Annotated in this window: 15 protein-coding genes and 1 pseudogene; 3 read left to right on the forward strand and 13 right to left on the reverse strand. The window is 58.2% G+C overall.

Features of this window, described 5'->3' with window-relative positions:
• The first annotated feature begins 146 nt into the window (after nucleotides 1-146).
• Complete coding sequence (locus MAXJ12_RS36990) at nucleotides 147-383, forward strand: hypothetical protein (protein ID WP_139044004.1); 237 nt, start codon at nucleotides 147-149, stop codon at nucleotides 381-383.
• Between the two features lie 238 nt (nucleotides 384-621).
• On the opposite strand, the gene MAXJ12_RS23060 is transcribed toward MAXJ12_RS36990, so the two are convergent.
• From MAXJ12_RS23060 to MAXJ12_RS23110, 11 genes are read right to left on the reverse strand one after another with little or no spacing between them, the layout of a single operon-like run.
• Nucleotides 622-1,659: an EscU/YscU/HrcU family type III secretion system export apparatus switch protein gene (locus MAXJ12_RS23060; RefSeq protein WP_008838441.1), complete on the reverse strand. Its 1,038-nt coding sequence runs from the start codon at nucleotides 1,657-1,659 to the stop codon at nucleotides 622-624.
• Nucleotides 1,656-2,474 (reverse strand): type III secretion system export apparatus subunit SctT, encoded by an 819-nt coding sequence (gene sctT / locus MAXJ12_RS23065; RefSeq protein WP_008838442.1) that lies wholly within the window; start codon nucleotides 2,472-2,474, stop codon nucleotides 1,656-1,658. Before sctT ends, MAXJ12_RS23060 begins: the two co-directional genes overlap by 4 nt.
• 8 nt (nucleotides 2,475-2,482) lie before the next feature.
• Nucleotides 2,483-2,731: an EscS/YscS/HrcS family type III secretion system export apparatus protein gene (locus MAXJ12_RS23070; RefSeq protein WP_008838443.1), complete on the reverse strand. Its 249-nt coding sequence runs from the start codon at nucleotides 2,729-2,731 to the stop codon at nucleotides 2,483-2,485.
• A 29-nt stretch (nucleotides 2,732-2,760) separates the two neighbouring features.
• A complete protein-coding gene (gene sctR, locus MAXJ12_RS23075; protein ID WP_008838444.1) occupies nucleotides 2,761-3,426 on the reverse strand; it encodes a type III secretion system export apparatus subunit SctR in 666 nt (221 codons plus the stop codon).
• Nucleotides 3,419-4,498, reverse strand: coding sequence for a type III secretion system cytoplasmic ring protein SctQ (gene sctQ / locus MAXJ12_RS23080; RefSeq protein WP_085984039.1), 1,080 nt, complete (start codon nucleotides 4,496-4,498; stop codon nucleotides 3,419-3,421). The genes sctR and sctQ overlap by 8 nt, the downstream gene beginning before the upstream one ends.
• A 26-nt stretch (nucleotides 4,499-4,524) precedes the next feature.
• Nucleotides 4,525-5,061: a hypothetical protein gene (locus MAXJ12_RS23085; RefSeq protein ID WP_008838446.1), complete on the reverse strand. Its 537-nt coding sequence runs from the start codon at nucleotides 5,059-5,061 to the stop codon at nucleotides 4,525-4,527.
• Nucleotides 5,037-6,395 carry a type III secretion system ATPase SctN gene (sctN, locus tag MAXJ12_RS23090; RefSeq protein WP_008838447.1) on the reverse strand — a complete coding sequence of 453 codons (1,359 nt, stop codon included), beginning with the start codon at nucleotides 6,393-6,395 and terminating at the stop codon, nucleotides 5,037-5,039. Before sctN ends, MAXJ12_RS23085 begins: the two co-directional genes overlap by 25 nt.
• Complete coding sequence (gene sctL, locus MAXJ12_RS23095; RefSeq protein WP_008838448.1) at nucleotides 6,392-7,015, reverse strand: type III secretion system stator protein SctL; 624 nt, start codon at nucleotides 7,013-7,015, stop codon at nucleotides 6,392-6,394. Before sctL ends, sctN begins: the two co-directional genes overlap by 4 nt.
• Nucleotides 7,012-7,644, reverse strand: coding sequence for a hypothetical protein (locus MAXJ12_RS23100; RefSeq protein ID WP_008838449.1), 633 nt, complete (start codon nucleotides 7,642-7,644; stop codon nucleotides 7,012-7,014). Before MAXJ12_RS23100 ends, sctL begins: the two co-directional genes overlap by 4 nt.
• An 11-nt stretch (nucleotides 7,645-7,655) precedes the next feature.
• The gene (gene sctJ, locus MAXJ12_RS23105; protein ID WP_050898881.1) at nucleotides 7,656-8,519 is read right to left on the reverse strand and encodes a type III secretion system inner membrane ring lipoprotein SctJ; all 864 of its coding nucleotides are present in this window, start codon (nucleotides 8,517-8,519) and stop codon (nucleotides 7,656-7,658) included.
• 9 nt (nucleotides 8,520-8,528) lie between these two features.
• Nucleotides 8,529-9,041, reverse strand: coding sequence for a nodulation protein NolB (locus MAXJ12_RS23110; protein ID WP_008838451.1), 513 nt, complete (start codon nucleotides 9,039-9,041; stop codon nucleotides 8,529-8,531).
• A gap of 186 nt (nucleotides 9,042-9,227) precedes the next feature.
• Here MAXJ12_RS23110 and MAXJ12_RS23115 point away from each other — a divergent pair, with 186 nt between their 5' ends.
• Together MAXJ12_RS23115 and MAXJ12_RS23120 are read left to right on the forward strand one after the other, a co-directional pair.
• On the forward strand, nucleotides 9,228-9,929 hold the full coding sequence (locus MAXJ12_RS23115; RefSeq protein ID WP_162097504.1) for a secretin N-terminal domain-containing protein: 702 nt from the start codon (nucleotides 9,228-9,230) through the stop codon (nucleotides 9,927-9,929).
• A 463-nt stretch (nucleotides 9,930-10,392) separates the two neighbouring features.
• Nucleotides 10,393-12,165, forward strand: coding sequence for an HrpF/NolX family T3SS translocon protein (locus MAXJ12_RS23120; RefSeq protein ID WP_008838454.1), 1,773 nt, complete (start codon nucleotides 10,393-10,395; stop codon nucleotides 12,163-12,165).
• Between the two features lie 334 nt (nucleotides 12,166-12,499).
• Here MAXJ12_RS23120 and MAXJ12_RS34585 read toward each other — a convergent pair.
• Both MAXJ12_RS34585 and MAXJ12_RS23130 read right to left on the reverse strand, forming a co-directional pair.
• Nucleotides 12,500-12,945 (reverse strand): annotated as a pseudogene (locus MAXJ12_RS34585) (transposase); the annotation flags it as partial.
• Nucleotides 12,946-13,330: 385 nt separating this feature from the next.
• Nucleotides 13,331-13,891: a CpaD family pilus assembly lipoprotein gene (locus tag MAXJ12_RS23130; RefSeq protein WP_008838456.1), complete on the reverse strand. Its 561-nt coding sequence runs from the start codon at nucleotides 13,889-13,891 to the stop codon at nucleotides 13,331-13,333.
• Nucleotides 13,892-13,899 lie beyond the last annotated feature (8 nt).

The following is a 13,899-nucleotide window of genomic DNA, read 5'->3' on the forward strand; positions in this document are numbered from 1 at the left end:
CTAGATAGACCGCCTGGTTGACGATTAGCTGACGAAGGCGTTCTCCCGGACGCACAAAAGAAAAACCGACCTGGCTTTAAGCGTCAGCGATTGCGGGTCTTGCCAGGGCTGCCAGTTCCAAGGGAGCAGTTGCGTAGAAGCAGGCCATGGCAGTGCTGTTCCGAGCTCGCCAACGCCTCGTCCATCAGCGCACCGATCTGGTGCATGCATTGCGTGCCATTCTCTGCGAATACGGCCACGTCGTCGCACAAGGTATCCACCACCTCACTCGCATTGAGGGGATCGTCGAGGACCCAAAGAGCAATCTGCCTCGGAATCCGGCGTCGGCTGAGGCTGATGATCGACCTGCAGCAAACAGCCCGGCGCCGGAAAAGGGGGGTTGAGAAGGCGACGACCCGAATGGGCGCAAGGATCGAACACATCTGGATCAGGAAACCAGCCGGAGCCAAAGCCAATGCGCTCGTTGTTGAGACTTGGACCTGATCTGCAGATCACCAAACCGGCCAGCGGCTCCTGGAAATGCCGCACATGAAGGCCTGACAGAAGACCGCACTCGATCACATGTCGAAAAGGGCCAGAAGCCTCTCGTATTGCGGGCAGTAACCGCAGAAGGTTCCACAACTAGGCTAAGCCTGCGGCGAAGAGTGCTTTCGCGACAGGCTCGAAATGTTGCGCAGGAACGGCGTCACCCAGCTTCGTTGTGCTGATGAGCTGATGCGCAAGAACATGATCATCGACAATGTGGACACGTAGCGCCCGCGCCTGAATCAACATGTCTGAAGCAGCCTCGCCCTCGGCGCGGCAAACCAAGACCGGCACCCCGACCTCGTCACGAACATAACGCAGACCGACCAGAATCGCCCTCCCTCTCAAGACCAACGTGGCGCGGTGCACCCCAAGCGGAGGCTCGCCAGCAGCCTCGTCGCGGAGGCGACGTCGTTCACTCTTCAACTCCGGCGTACCTTGCTGTTCCTTCAACTCGCGCGTCACTTCGGTCTTAGTCATGCGCATTTCGCGCAGAAACAACGCACGCTGCACCAGGAGATCGATCAGTCCGCCGACCAGAAGTGCACCGGCGCCGATCGCGCACAGCAGTTTCGCCTCCGTAAAGACGAGGCCGATACAGCCCATGCCGCAGACCGGCAGGTAGACCATCGTCTTCCACGTACCGAGAAGGAAGAGGAGAAAGGTTGAGCTGAGGACCATTACCTTAAACAGCGTCTTCCCAACCTCGACTAAAGAGCGCGCAGACGCCATGCGCTTCAGCCCTTGAAAAGGGTCTATTTTCTCGAGGTTGGGCTTCATCGGCTCGAGAGAGAAGATAAATCCACCATTGGCTATTAACCCGGCCAAAATGACCGCGGCGACGAGAGTTCCAAGCAGCGGGCCAACGGTTGCCAAGGTGAGTTCGATTAGCAGGACCAGTGCCTGCCGGACCGCGATATTGAAAGGCAGGTTCTGCAGCTTGTCGGTTAAGAGTAGCGCTTCGTGGCATCTGTCCAATATCACGCTCCCTCTTAGCCAAAGATAGGCGAGCCCAGCGCAAGTGCCAGCCGCGCGGACGAAGTCGGAGCTGCGTGGAATCTGGCCTTTTTTACGCGCGTCGCTTAGCTTCTTCGGGGTGGCGGCGTGGTTCTTCTCTTCACTCGTGTTGCTCATTTCAGCAGCTTGTCGAACCACTCAAGCGCGCCATTCGCTTGTGTGATCTCCAGGTTCATCCCCTCGATGAGATAGGCAGTGTAGGTAATCATGATAATCGGAAAGCCGATATTCTTGATCGTCGGGGACAGTTGGCTCGACTTGAATTGGGGCGCAAAGCGCCGCAGTATCATCATTGACACGTCAACCAGCACCAGGAAGGACACTACAGGCCCGGAGACCAACAATGTCGTACGCATGATGTGGTCGAGGAGCCTTAATAACTCCATTGCTCCTTGCGCGGTCAATGTGGGGTGAAACCGATACAGGGGCCAGATCTGGAAGCTGCCATAAAGGGCGCTGATCACAGCCTCCAGGCCTCCTGATGCGACAAAGATCGTAATTGCAGTGATCCCGAGAAAAACCGCCATAGCGGAAGCCTGACTGTTCGTCGCGGGGTCGGACGGAGCGGACGGGCTGGTGATGCCGCGTTGGTTGTCGATAAACTCGCCGGCCGCCTGAAGGCTCCACAACGGGATGCCGAGAAAAGTGCCAAGTAGCAGGCCGACAAAAACCTCCTTTAATGCGAGTAGAGTTACTTGGATCAGACGTGTTTCAGGATCTAGCGCCTGCAACCCGTCACTGACGTGTGCCAAGCATGGTAGTCCGAAGGCAACAGCCAGGCAGCTGCGAATCAGCCCGCCGATCTGAGCCCGCGTAAACACAGGAAGGACCATCATGATGCCTATCGCGCGGGCTGCGCCAAGGCCGGCTGCAACGACGAGTTCGATAGCCGCATGGATCAGGATTTGAATCTCGGCCGATGACGCATACATGGCGGAGGCTAGTAGCTAGGTGTCATTGCGGGAAACTCCGTAAAGATCTGGTCGGCCAGCCCAATGAGCGGGGCGCTCAGCACAGGGGCAAACAGGCCAATCACCGCCACAACGACCAGAAGCTTCACGGTGAGGGGCAAGCTTTCATCCTGGATCTGCGTTGCCGCCTGGATGATACCAATGACTAGGCCAACAATCACCGATGCAATGAGCGGTGGCAGAATCCAGATCATGAAAACCACCAACGACTGGCTCATAAGAGTGACAATACTGGATTGAGTAATAATCAACCTCCCGGCTGGGTGTAACTCAACACAAGTCCGTGCATTAATCTCGACCAGCCATCAATAGCGACAAACACAAATAGCTTGAAAGGGACAGATATGACTGTGGGTGATACCATAGACATGCCCATCGCCATCAAAATTGTCGTTACAATAAGATCGATGACGATAAAGGGAAGGTAGAGAAGGAAACCTATTTCGAATGCGCGCTTGAGTTCTGAAATTAGGAAAGATGGTACGAGAATGGCGAAATCGTCAGGTGTGGTTCTGGCGCGCATTTCCTCTGGCCAGAGTTTTTCGGTCGAGGATAGAAAAAAACGGCGCTGCTCTTCATTTGTGAACTTCTTGAGATAACCGTGCATGGGCTCACGCCCCTCTTTAGCGGCGCTTATCCAGTCATCCAACGTTTCATAGCGGTGCTTTGGATCGGTCATCCGATCATAGGTCTGTTCAATAACAGGCGCGCTAACGAAAATGGTGAGGATGAACGCCGCAGCGTACAGCACTATGTTCGGCGGTATCGTCTGGGTTCCGAGCGCGTTGCGGACGAGGAATAGAACAACTGAGACTTTTATAAACGCCGTGGTTGTGACGACTGCTAAAACCAGCAGACCGAGTCCGGCTGTAACCGCAAGAAGCGACAGAATTGCCGGCTGAATCTCAGTCATTGGATGCCAAGCTGCCGCGGAGTCTGACGCCCAGCTCATCTCCGATCCGCACGATGTCGCCACGCCCGATACGCCGACCGTTGGCAAGTATGTCGACCGGACCGTCGATCGGCCGACCGAGTTCGAAAACATGCCCTTCGCCGGCACTCCTCAATTCCGCTAGAGGCATAGGCCAGCGGCCGCATTCAAAGACAAGCACGATCTCGACATCGTCGAGATCGGCTTCCGACGATTCTTGCTGCGATTCGGATTGTGTCGTCATATGCACATTCTCCAAGAGGCACGATCGCGGGCGGAAAGGCCCCCGCAGGATGAGGTGGTCGCGCTCAATATCTGCCCCGGCCCATAACCGGCCGACGGATAGAGTGATCTGGCCGCGGCCGAACGGCGATATGTCTGGCAACAGAGCATCACCGACACATGCTTTGCGAAGAAGCGCTGCCGGAACGCAAAGCGTCCCGATCTCTCCTGCGACTATGATCGGCAGCTCTGGGGATAGCTCGCGCGGCTGTCGCGGCAACTGGCCAAGCAGTTCGCCTAGCGCGCGGAAGGCAGACGGCACCAAGCCATCAAGAGGCGAGAACAGGAACAGACGGCCCTTGCCATTGACTGGGCCGAAGCCGATATCAAGTTCCAGATAAGGAGCCAGTGTCATGGCTTCACGCACGTGCAGAAGCTGCACGTTCAGCTGCGTCATATCCTCCAGTCGAGCGATAAGCGGCTCGAGTGCAAGTTCGAGAATGAGCGAAGCAGTTGGCTCGGAAGGGAAAGCAAGGCCGCTCTGCACTGTCGACACGAGCGCCTCGACAAGCCGTCGTGACAGCGACAAGACGATCGTTTCAGCCCCCACGCGCCAAACGCAGTCAAGCATCGGAATGGCAGAATGTTGCTGATGCCAGACAAGCCCTTCCATCCGCACCGATAGCGGCTTGTCGCTGATCCGGCTCTGAAACGGCCTGCGGGAGGTCGCTATATCATTGAGCCACGAGACAACCACGTGGGACAGTGTTAGCGCTGGTTCGAATATAACGGGTCTGACCACAGTTGTTACCAAAGCGGCTCTAAGCTGCACGATCGCGTCATTCAGAGAACCTGCGGTTATCGGACCTGGTTATCCGACATCAGGGCGAGCGAAACCCTCCCATATCGAAGCAATATCTCATCATCGGCCTCAATTTCGCCTGCGGCTTCCGAATGAATATCGACGGCGCGCCGGACGTCGTCCTCGATTTGTTGCCATTTATGCCTTGCCGCCGAACGTCTGACCCATAGGGCCCTCGTCTCAGACGCCGCTGTCTCTGCCTTTTCTTGAGCGATGCGTGCATCATCAAGCATCTGGCGTCTGGACGTGACCTCTGCCGCAAGCCGCTCAATGTGAAGGTTGTGATGGTCGAGTGCTGCGCTGGACAAGGTGTCGAGCGACATCAGCTCCTGGTAGAGCGCCGCTTCGGCGCCTGCACAGTGTTGCTGTGCGATTGCAAGCCCCTGGGAGGCATTCTGTACGGCCAAGGTGGCCCTATGGCGCTGGGCTTCCTTTGTGGACAGCTCCCTAAGGGCACTACGCTCTTGCATTTCCTTCAGAAGCCGTAGCCTCGAAGCGTGAACACGATTCACGCGGTCAGACGCGACATCCATGCTACCGTTTCCTCAAAATCCGACGCCTCGCCTTCGCCCTGGCGCAAAAATTCCCTCAGGTCGCCAATCGAGGCGACAGCCCGGTCAGTTAGGGGATCGCCGCCTTGCTTGTATTCGCCGACGTTGATCAAAAACTCGGACTCGGCGTAGCGCGAGAGGAGATCCCTGAAGAAGGATGCTGCCTTGCTATGTGTCCTGGAAACGACCGCATCCATGACGCGGCTGCGACTCTGCAGCACATCGATGGCGGGGAAATGCGATCGCGCCGCGATAGCGCGTGAGAGGACGACATGGCCGTCGAGAATGCCGCGCGATTCCTCGGCGATTGGATCGCCTGTGCCATCACCTTCGACAAGTACAGTATAGAAGGCCGTGATTGAGCCGCGCTCACCCATGCCGGCACGTTCCAGCAGGCCTGGCAGCATCGCAAAAACGGAAGGAGGAAAGCCCCGCCGGGTCGGCGGCTCGCCCGCAGCAAGCCCAATTTCTCGCATGGCGCGGCAGAAGCGCGTCAGCGAGTCCAACATGAGGGCGACGCGTAGCCCTTGTTCGCGAAAGTATTCCGCGAGCGCGGTCGCCATAGGAGCACATTGCGCCCGCTCCACTGCCGAGCGGTCGGAGGTTTCAACGACAACGACCGTACGGCGCAGGCCCTCCTCCCCGAGATGCCGCTCGATGAATTCACGAACCTCACGTCCACGCTCGCCTATGAGCGCGACTATGATAACGTCGGCGGCGGCGCCTTTTACGATCTGCGACAACAACGTCGACTTGCCACAACCAGGCTCGCCGTAAATCCCAATCCGCTGGCCCTCGCCGCATGTGAGGAGACCATCCAGGGCACGGACCCCGAGCGGGAACGGCAGCTCAACCATGCGCCTTGTCATTGGATTGGGCGCCCTGCCGTGCAGCGGGCGAGCTTCGGCGGTTTTGACTTCGCCTTTGCCGTCGAGTGGGCGGCAACGGCTGTCAATCACACGGCCAAGCAAATCGGGGCCGACTGGCACTTCACGCATTCGTCCAGTGGACACGACTTCTGCGCGGCTGGACAGGCCCACCAAGTCACCGATCGGCGTGAGCAACACGCCATTGTCCAGCAAACCGATCACCTCGGCTTCGAGCGACAGGCCGGTTCGCGTATCCTGCAGCAGACAAAGTTCTCCAATCCGAGTGTCTGGCAAGATGGCATGGACCAGTGTACCGACAGCCCGCGTGATCCGTCCGCGCACGACACGCGTGTCGATTCGCTTTGCTGTGGACCTCAAAGACGAGATCGCCGGATCGGGAGCCCGGCTGCCAGCGAGATTATTCTGCTGTGGTACCGGCGTGATCACAGTTTGCCTTCTTCAGAATGCGACCCGAAGCCGAGGCGCAGCGCGCGCATCTGTGCATCAAGCCCAAGATCGACATTGCCGTACTCGCTCCACAGCACGCACTGTTGCGGCGACAACGTCGGATCCGGCTCAATCCGAACCCTCGGGCGGCCCTCCCGTCCGTCGCAGCCAGCAAACTCGCGCTCGAGCATATCGACTTGCGTGGGACACCCATGAAGGCAAACTTCCGCCCCGTTATATTTGCGGTCAATCGCGTGACGAACAGCCCTCACCAACAGCTCGCCCGGATCGAACGCACCCAGAAGATCGCTTAGGATTTCTATCACGAGCTGTGGCAATTCCTGCTCCAGAACCGCCTTTCGTCGCGCAACTTCGGAGACTGCCCGTGCAATCAGCCGCGCCATTTCCTCGGCGCCTGCATTCAAGCCCTCGGCATGGCCGCGCGCCCGTTCACGCTGATAAGCGGCACGTACCCAGTTGCGAACCCGCTGCCGATGCCGTTCTACTGCGTCACGCGCTTCTGCGGCGCTGTACCAGATATCGAGCTCACTCGCTGGTACCAGTGGCCCCACTGGACGCATCTGCGGCGCGACGGGCGGTGCGGAAACATCGGCTGTCATATCACCGGGATCTCCGTCTCAAAATGGGCTACGACAAGCGAAAACAACTGGCCCGAGGCATTGCTGTGTTCGGGCGCTGGGGTCTCGGCGGCGGTCCCGACGGGCAACCGTAGAAGCACGCGGTTGCGCTCAAGCGCTGAACTGTCATTGAGCCAAGCACCAAGGCAGGCATGTCCATCGTGTTCAATTTGCTGTGCGAGTTCTTCCGGCTCAGCGATCAAGCTGTTTGCGATCGCATGCGCCAGATGTCGGATGCCAAACGCGTGGGCATCAGCGCCGATATGTCCAACAAGCGCGGTGAGGTGAGGCTTTGAAACAAGCTTCAGCAGCGAACGGGCATGCCAGATACTGCCGGCAAGGAGAGCAGCCCGACGCGGATCATGTCCGCGCAGAAGATCTGGCCCCCAGCCGCTTCCGTTCGAATCCATTTCATTGTCAAGCAGCAATTCTGCCAGTCTTGGCTGCAGCCTGGGACTCTTCTGCAACTGCGCCAACGTCGCAGCGGACAACGCCGGATCAAGACGTGCGGCAAGGCGAGTCGGGTGGGCCGAAGCGGCAAGATCGCTCAGGCACACGGAACGCAATTGGAACGACTGATCGCGTTCGGCAGTCTGTATCGCTATCGGCATGGGAATCTTACCTACGCCGTATCGCCGATGATCTTTTTGCGAGTGGCCGCGACAGCGGAAACACCCGAAGGGCCCTCGACCTTGGATAGTTCGCCCGATGATTGCCTGCGCCGATGCCTGAGAACACTGGCTAAGAGATAGCACGCTACTGCGAATACAGCTGCGGCAACACCCATCACCATCGCCAGAAGTGGCGATGGGACGGACCCAGCTTGGGCCGAAACAGTCGCCGGTACGGACCGTTGCTCCTGTGCGGACCGTTCCACTGGCACCAAAACCACTTCGACCTTTTCGTAGGACAGGCCTTCGATGCTGTCGGCGACGAGCATCTTTATCTTCGGCAGCAGAACTGAGAGATTTGCTTTGGCGTCGTGCCGGATAAAAACCGAGGCCGAGGATGGCGTACCTCCCGCTCGTAACAGGTCGTTATTGGGCAGAACGACATGAACACGTACTGAGAAGACGCCATCGATATCGCTGATCGTACGCGACAACTCTTCGCTCAGCGCATAGACGTAACGAGCACGCTCCTCGGTCGGCGAGGCAATCAGGCCCGATCCATTGAATATCTCGCCGAGGTTCTTGAAAGACTGGCGCGGCAGCCCCTTGGCATTCAGGAGGTTGATTGAGAAAGCAAGCAGCTTTTCGTCGACCTGGATCGTGCTGGTCCCATCCTTAGCGGCAATCCGGACCGCATCAACCCCGTTGTCGATCAGAAGCGCGAGCATCTCATTCGCCTCGCGCTCCTGCAATTGCGTGTAGAGATCGACCTTGCAACCACTCAGGGCAAGGAGAAGTGGCAGCACGATAAAATGAAGCAATCGCCGACCAGTCTGGCGACTATACATGATTTCGCCATGGGCTAAGCCAATCATGCGCGCCGTTCATCCTTCTTTCAATAGCTTGTTCACAGATGAGGTGATGCCGCTGACACCTTTGGAAATAAGGGCAACTTGGGTGGCGCCGTTGTAGAGATCCCGCAGATCAGCAATCATCGATTCGAAATCATGTCCTGCTTGCGGAACGCCCGACATCTGCGCTCCCGCTGCGCCACCTTCGACAGGGAGCTTCTGCGCCGGCCCAGGTAGACCGTCCTTCGCAAGGCCTACCTGATGGTCAAGCGCGGCAGAAGTAACTGCATTGTCCCGGTACATAGAAGAAATCGTCTGGAGCACGCGGTCGCCCAGCGGGCTAGACTGCGCAGTCGCGCGTTGAACATCCAACTGCGGAGGAATTGGCGCCGATGTCGCTGGCCCCGACGCGGTATCGTTTTTCATCGAGGCGGCCGCCTGCGCTAGCGCGTGCTCAAACTGGGCCTGCTCGCCGAATGAAGGTGACCCGACTCCGGGAAGAGAGTCTGTCAGACTGGCAGAGATCGACGGGACAGGCATCATCATGCAAGGACTCGATTGCTTTCTCTTTGACGTGGGATGAGTCCAGCCGGTTGTCACCCGCTGTTGGGTCAACACCTAGAGAGGCGAGCTGACGGCAGGCTGACGAGGGCGTCGTTTAGTCATTTAAAAAGTCACATTGGCGACTTTAGTGACTTGTGAGAGTTTCTGCCTTTGGTTTACCAAGACGAGATGTCAAGAACGCTCATCCGATCCATCATCCTGCACAGCTTGAAGGGACTTCTCTGTGTCGGGTTTTTTCTCTCCGGGATCCACGCAACTCTCGGCGTCCCTCTGTCGCTCCCCTCGACACCCTATACGTATACGGTTCTAGATCAGGATCTCTCTGCCGCGTTGCAGGAATTCGGCAGCAACCTGAATATCAGGGTCAACATCAGCGCCGAGGTGAAGGGGCGGATTCGCGGGCGTATGCCGGATTTGCCACCGCGCGAGTTCCTCGACCGCTTGACCAAGCTGTACGATCTCCAATGGTACTATGATGGGCTTGTGCTCTATGTATCTGCTGCAAAAGAAGCGCAAACTCGGATGCTTGTGTTGACTTCGATTCGCTTCGATGCGTTCAAGGCGGCTCTCGATGAGCTCAACATCTCCGATGATCGCTATGTCGTGAGACCCGCGCCGGGAAATGGCCTCGTCTTGGTTTCCGGTCCGCCGCGCTTCATCGCGCTCGTGGAGCAGACGTTCAACGGCCTCGTTGCGGAGGCGCAGGCGCGGCCTCACGTCGCGGCGGCGCCGACGAGAGAATCCGTGCTGATATTGTTTCGGGGCTCCTCCACCATGGTCGTCCGCGATGGACGACCGGAAGCCTCTTACTCTTCTGACGTGCCGCAACAGGACGGCGTTGGCGGGAAGCCTGAGCTGAGTCAGAAATGACATCTGTGGATACGCCGCAGCTTCCGGAGAAAACATTACCGGCGGCCGCCTCCTGATTATTCTTTTGAATTCGTCAGCTTCTCGAAAGCTGAACCGCTCATGATGAGATTCAGGATCTTCAACGATCGCCGGCCATTGTGCTGGAGTTGAACCCTGGAGCTACTAAGGAGCGGAGCAATTGAAGCGCGGCCAAGGGCAATTTGGTGACCCGGCCAATGCTCGGAATTGTCAACGTTCGTGAACACACATTGGCGTCACCCTTGCGGGGGATTGCAATTTCACGTCTGAGGAGCCACAAATGTTAATTACTAACGTCAGTAACGCCACTAACGTTTACAACAGCGCGAACCTCCCACAGTACAACAGCCCGAACCCGCAGTCCGCACAGGTCTGGTCGGGCCCGATACCTTCTGGGCATACGTTTGACAGGAGGACGCCGGAAAGCACGCCGTCCTTTGATGCGATGATGGCCATTTACATGCTCGAGGACAGGGCCGGTTCCTTCGCGCTCCGGGACCCGCTGCCGCGGAATTTCGAGTCGTCGATGGAAGAGTTTTTCCGGAACCCATTGGAACTGCTGTCGCCGGATGTCGGGGCGTCGTTGGACGAATTGTGCCGGAACCCCTTGAGCCTGCTGCCGCCAAATATGAGGGCAGCAATCGAAGCGATGGATCAGGGCCCGCAGCCCTCTGGGGTCGCCTCCGGTTCCGTCGCGCCGGCGCCCGTAAAAAGCTCGAGAATCACGTGGAACGGCGGCTCGCTGACCGAGCCCGAGTTGCAGATTGTGGCGGTGCTGAACCGTCACAAGGACCAATGCCCGCTCAGTTGGAAATCGTTGGGGGACAAAGCCAATGATCCCTCTACGCCACCGGATCTGAAGGCGGCGATCGAGGGATTGCAGCAGGACCCGGAGCTTTTTTATGCGATCGGCTCGCAGGGCGATGGCCGCTGTGGCGGCAAGATCACGGCGAAGGATTTGTCCGGATTCTCCCGCCATCACTCACAAGTTGCCGAATTTCAGGACCGCCAGGCGCAAAGCTACGCGCAGAACTACATTCCATCCGACAGCGCTGGAAATCCGCAGCCGTCGGTCATGACCTTGAGCGATGCATTGCGCGAGCTTTACCGGTACTCCGAAAACCTGCCCAAGAACCTGAGTCTGGCTGACTTCAAGCAGATCGTCGAAGGCGAATCGAAAACCGGCAAATGTCCGCCCCAGGTCATTGCGGCTGCTCAGTACTTCGTCAGTCACCCGGATGAGTGGAAGCAGTTGTACGGTGGTGCGATAGACAAGGTCCACAAAGAGGATTTCCTGCAAGTCGCTTCATCGTCGATGAGCCTCACGCGACCCGAGCTGGACACGATCGAAACGATTAAGCACAATCAGGATGCCTTCTTTGGGAGCGGTGTCCTGACTCGTGACAAGCTCGCGAGCATGGCACAAGACAAGAGTCTCGATCCGAAAGTGCAACAGGCGGCCGCGCAGCTACTCTCAGATCCTTTATTGTTCAGTCTGCTAAACAATTCGATCACAGGCTATAAGACCCACAATAAGTTCTTCGACTTCGGCGGCGGACATACGGTCGACTCTGGTGATGTCAGCAAAAAAGACTTTGCCCGCTTCTACGACGGCATGTCGTCTGCGAACCGCACCGTTCAGCAGCCAAAAACCAGTGTGCCCGAAACCACTGCGGGGCAGGACGCCGCCTCGGACATGATGATGGGCCGGGCGGACCAGCCTGATACCAAATCACCCAAAAAGAACGGCGGGGCTTTCATCCACACGGTCGGCGACGTGCTCAAGGTGGCCGCGCCAGTGCTTGATTGGGCTGCGACGGCGGTGGGTGTATTCAGCTTCGTTCCAGTCCTGGGCCAAGTGGCCGATGCCGTATCGATGACGCTTGCCTGCGAAGCGCAAGCGGCAAATCTTCTCCGTACAGCCATTACCGGAGGCAATATGAAGCAGGCGTTGCAAGAAGCTGGCATCAGTATCGGAGCGCAGGCGGCCAGCCTTGTCGCGGGCCCCGGGGTCAAGCTGGCAATTCGCAACGGGCTCGTGAAACAGGCGATGGAAGAGGCCGTTTCGGCCGGGATCAATCTGCCGGTTTCCATGGCGCAAACCTATGCAGATGGCTATTTGAACAACCTGCAAGCACGTCTTGCAGCCGAGCCTGTGCAAGCCGCTGGCGTTTCCAACCAGATCGGCACAATGCCATTATCCCAGAACGTGGCCTGACCAGCATATGTGCGCTGCCTCCACGTGCTTCGTCCATTCTATCAACCAGCTGCCGCTCAAGCTTTGCCTACACCGGCAGGTCTGAGCGGCGCTCGGAACATCGGAAGGTCGCGTCCAGTCCAGAGTCGGTCCAGCTTGGCCCGGCTTATATCCTGCGGCCTTGAAGTGCTTTCACCCTTGGCCGCTGAGAAGGTGAGAACAGCTCGACAGTGGAACCCGGCAGAGGGAATTCTACGCGCCAAAGCAGAGCGAACCAGCAAGGCCCTATGCGATGTGGGTTTTGAGAACGCGTTCTCGATTGCGGCAGAAATTTCAGCGTCGCGACGGCCAGTTCGATCGCGCCGCCGAATAGCCTAGCGAATGCACGCCGCACGCGCCTGGTGTTCGTGCCGGCGAGATAAACAGAGCGATCAGCGCGTCGACGGCCATCGTGCGCCGCTGATAGGCGCGCAGGGCCTTGCTCTTCCATTCCACCGGCTTGTCTTCGCCGGCATCGAGGCGCGCCCGCGGAACCGTGATCTCGGTGATGCCGAAGGTCCCTGTCAGCGTGCGCGTCCGGCGGCCGTGGCGGTGGCCGGCGACACCAGTGGTCTCATCACTGCGCGCCGCCGGCTGCCGGCCATAACGGGGGCGGGCAAGCACCGCGTCCAGCTCGGTCTTGAGCATCGTCTCGATGAAGCCGCGCACCCGCTCGCGCAGACCAGCTTCGATCGGATCAAACCAGTTGTCGAAAAGATAGTTCGTCGCCTCATCCTCAGGATGAACGGCTTCGGCATTCATGGTAGTCCTTGTCATGGCGTAGTCTGCTGTCCGGCCCTCTAACGCCGGATGATTCGAGGTTTGACACCCCGGAGACTACGCCAACTCCCAATTCCAACACTCCCGCGACGGCACCCGTCCCGGCTCCAATGGGGCGCTTGGAGTGGGATCCGTCCCGGCTCCGTTCACACTTTCAGCGTGATAGTAGCCGCTGTCTCACCAAGCAAAGTCTTGAGCGCAGCGCCCACACAAGAGCGCCGTAGTTTGGTGAGGGCAGCCTGTTGCCCATCTGGATTGTCGAAGGTCAATGACCTCGATGAGGCAACGATCGTGCGCCAAATCCGATGGATCCGCAATGTTAGTGCTGGAGCAGGTGCCGGGATCTACGAAGACGAGGGACCTGACATCAGCCATCTTTGCCCGTCGCGAATGTCCTGTATGTGGCAGCTGGTATGGCCGCACGATCACCATTGCTTGGCTTGACAGCCCTATTGTCGAGCAAATCGTGCGGATCGTTAACCATTACCGCCAGATTATGGCGTATCGAACAGCCAAGCGTCTGGTCGAAGGACTTTTCGTTAGGCAAAGGGCTGGAAAACGAGGGACAGACAGGAGGGTCGGCATGGAAGACGATCGCCTCTATTCGCGCTGCGCGGCCGTCGTCTTGGTCAAATAAGTGGATGTTGTAAACGTCGATGCCCATCTCCTTGGCCTGATGGACTGTCTCTGCGCTGAGCCGGCGCGACCCGCTGATAAGGAGATGAAGCGCATCGCGCCGACCGCGACTGGCCCTCTCAAGGAAAACACGCAAACGCTGCCGTTCGGAAGCGCGAAGGCTCTCGAACATTAGTACGGTGGTCTCCTGCCGGATAAGGATCGGTGTCAATGGTTCGACATTCGCGGTGCTTGTGCAGCCACTTACGCTTGCCGTCAGAGCGATCAGGAGACCTGTGATCCGCAACGTCATTCGGCACC

Origin of the sequence: Mesorhizobium alhagi CCNWXJ12-2 (assembly GCF_000236565.1) — a bacterium.
GTDB classification, from domain to species: Bacteria; Pseudomonadota; Alphaproteobacteria; order Rhizobiales; family Rhizobiaceae; genus Allomesorhizobium; species Allomesorhizobium alhagi.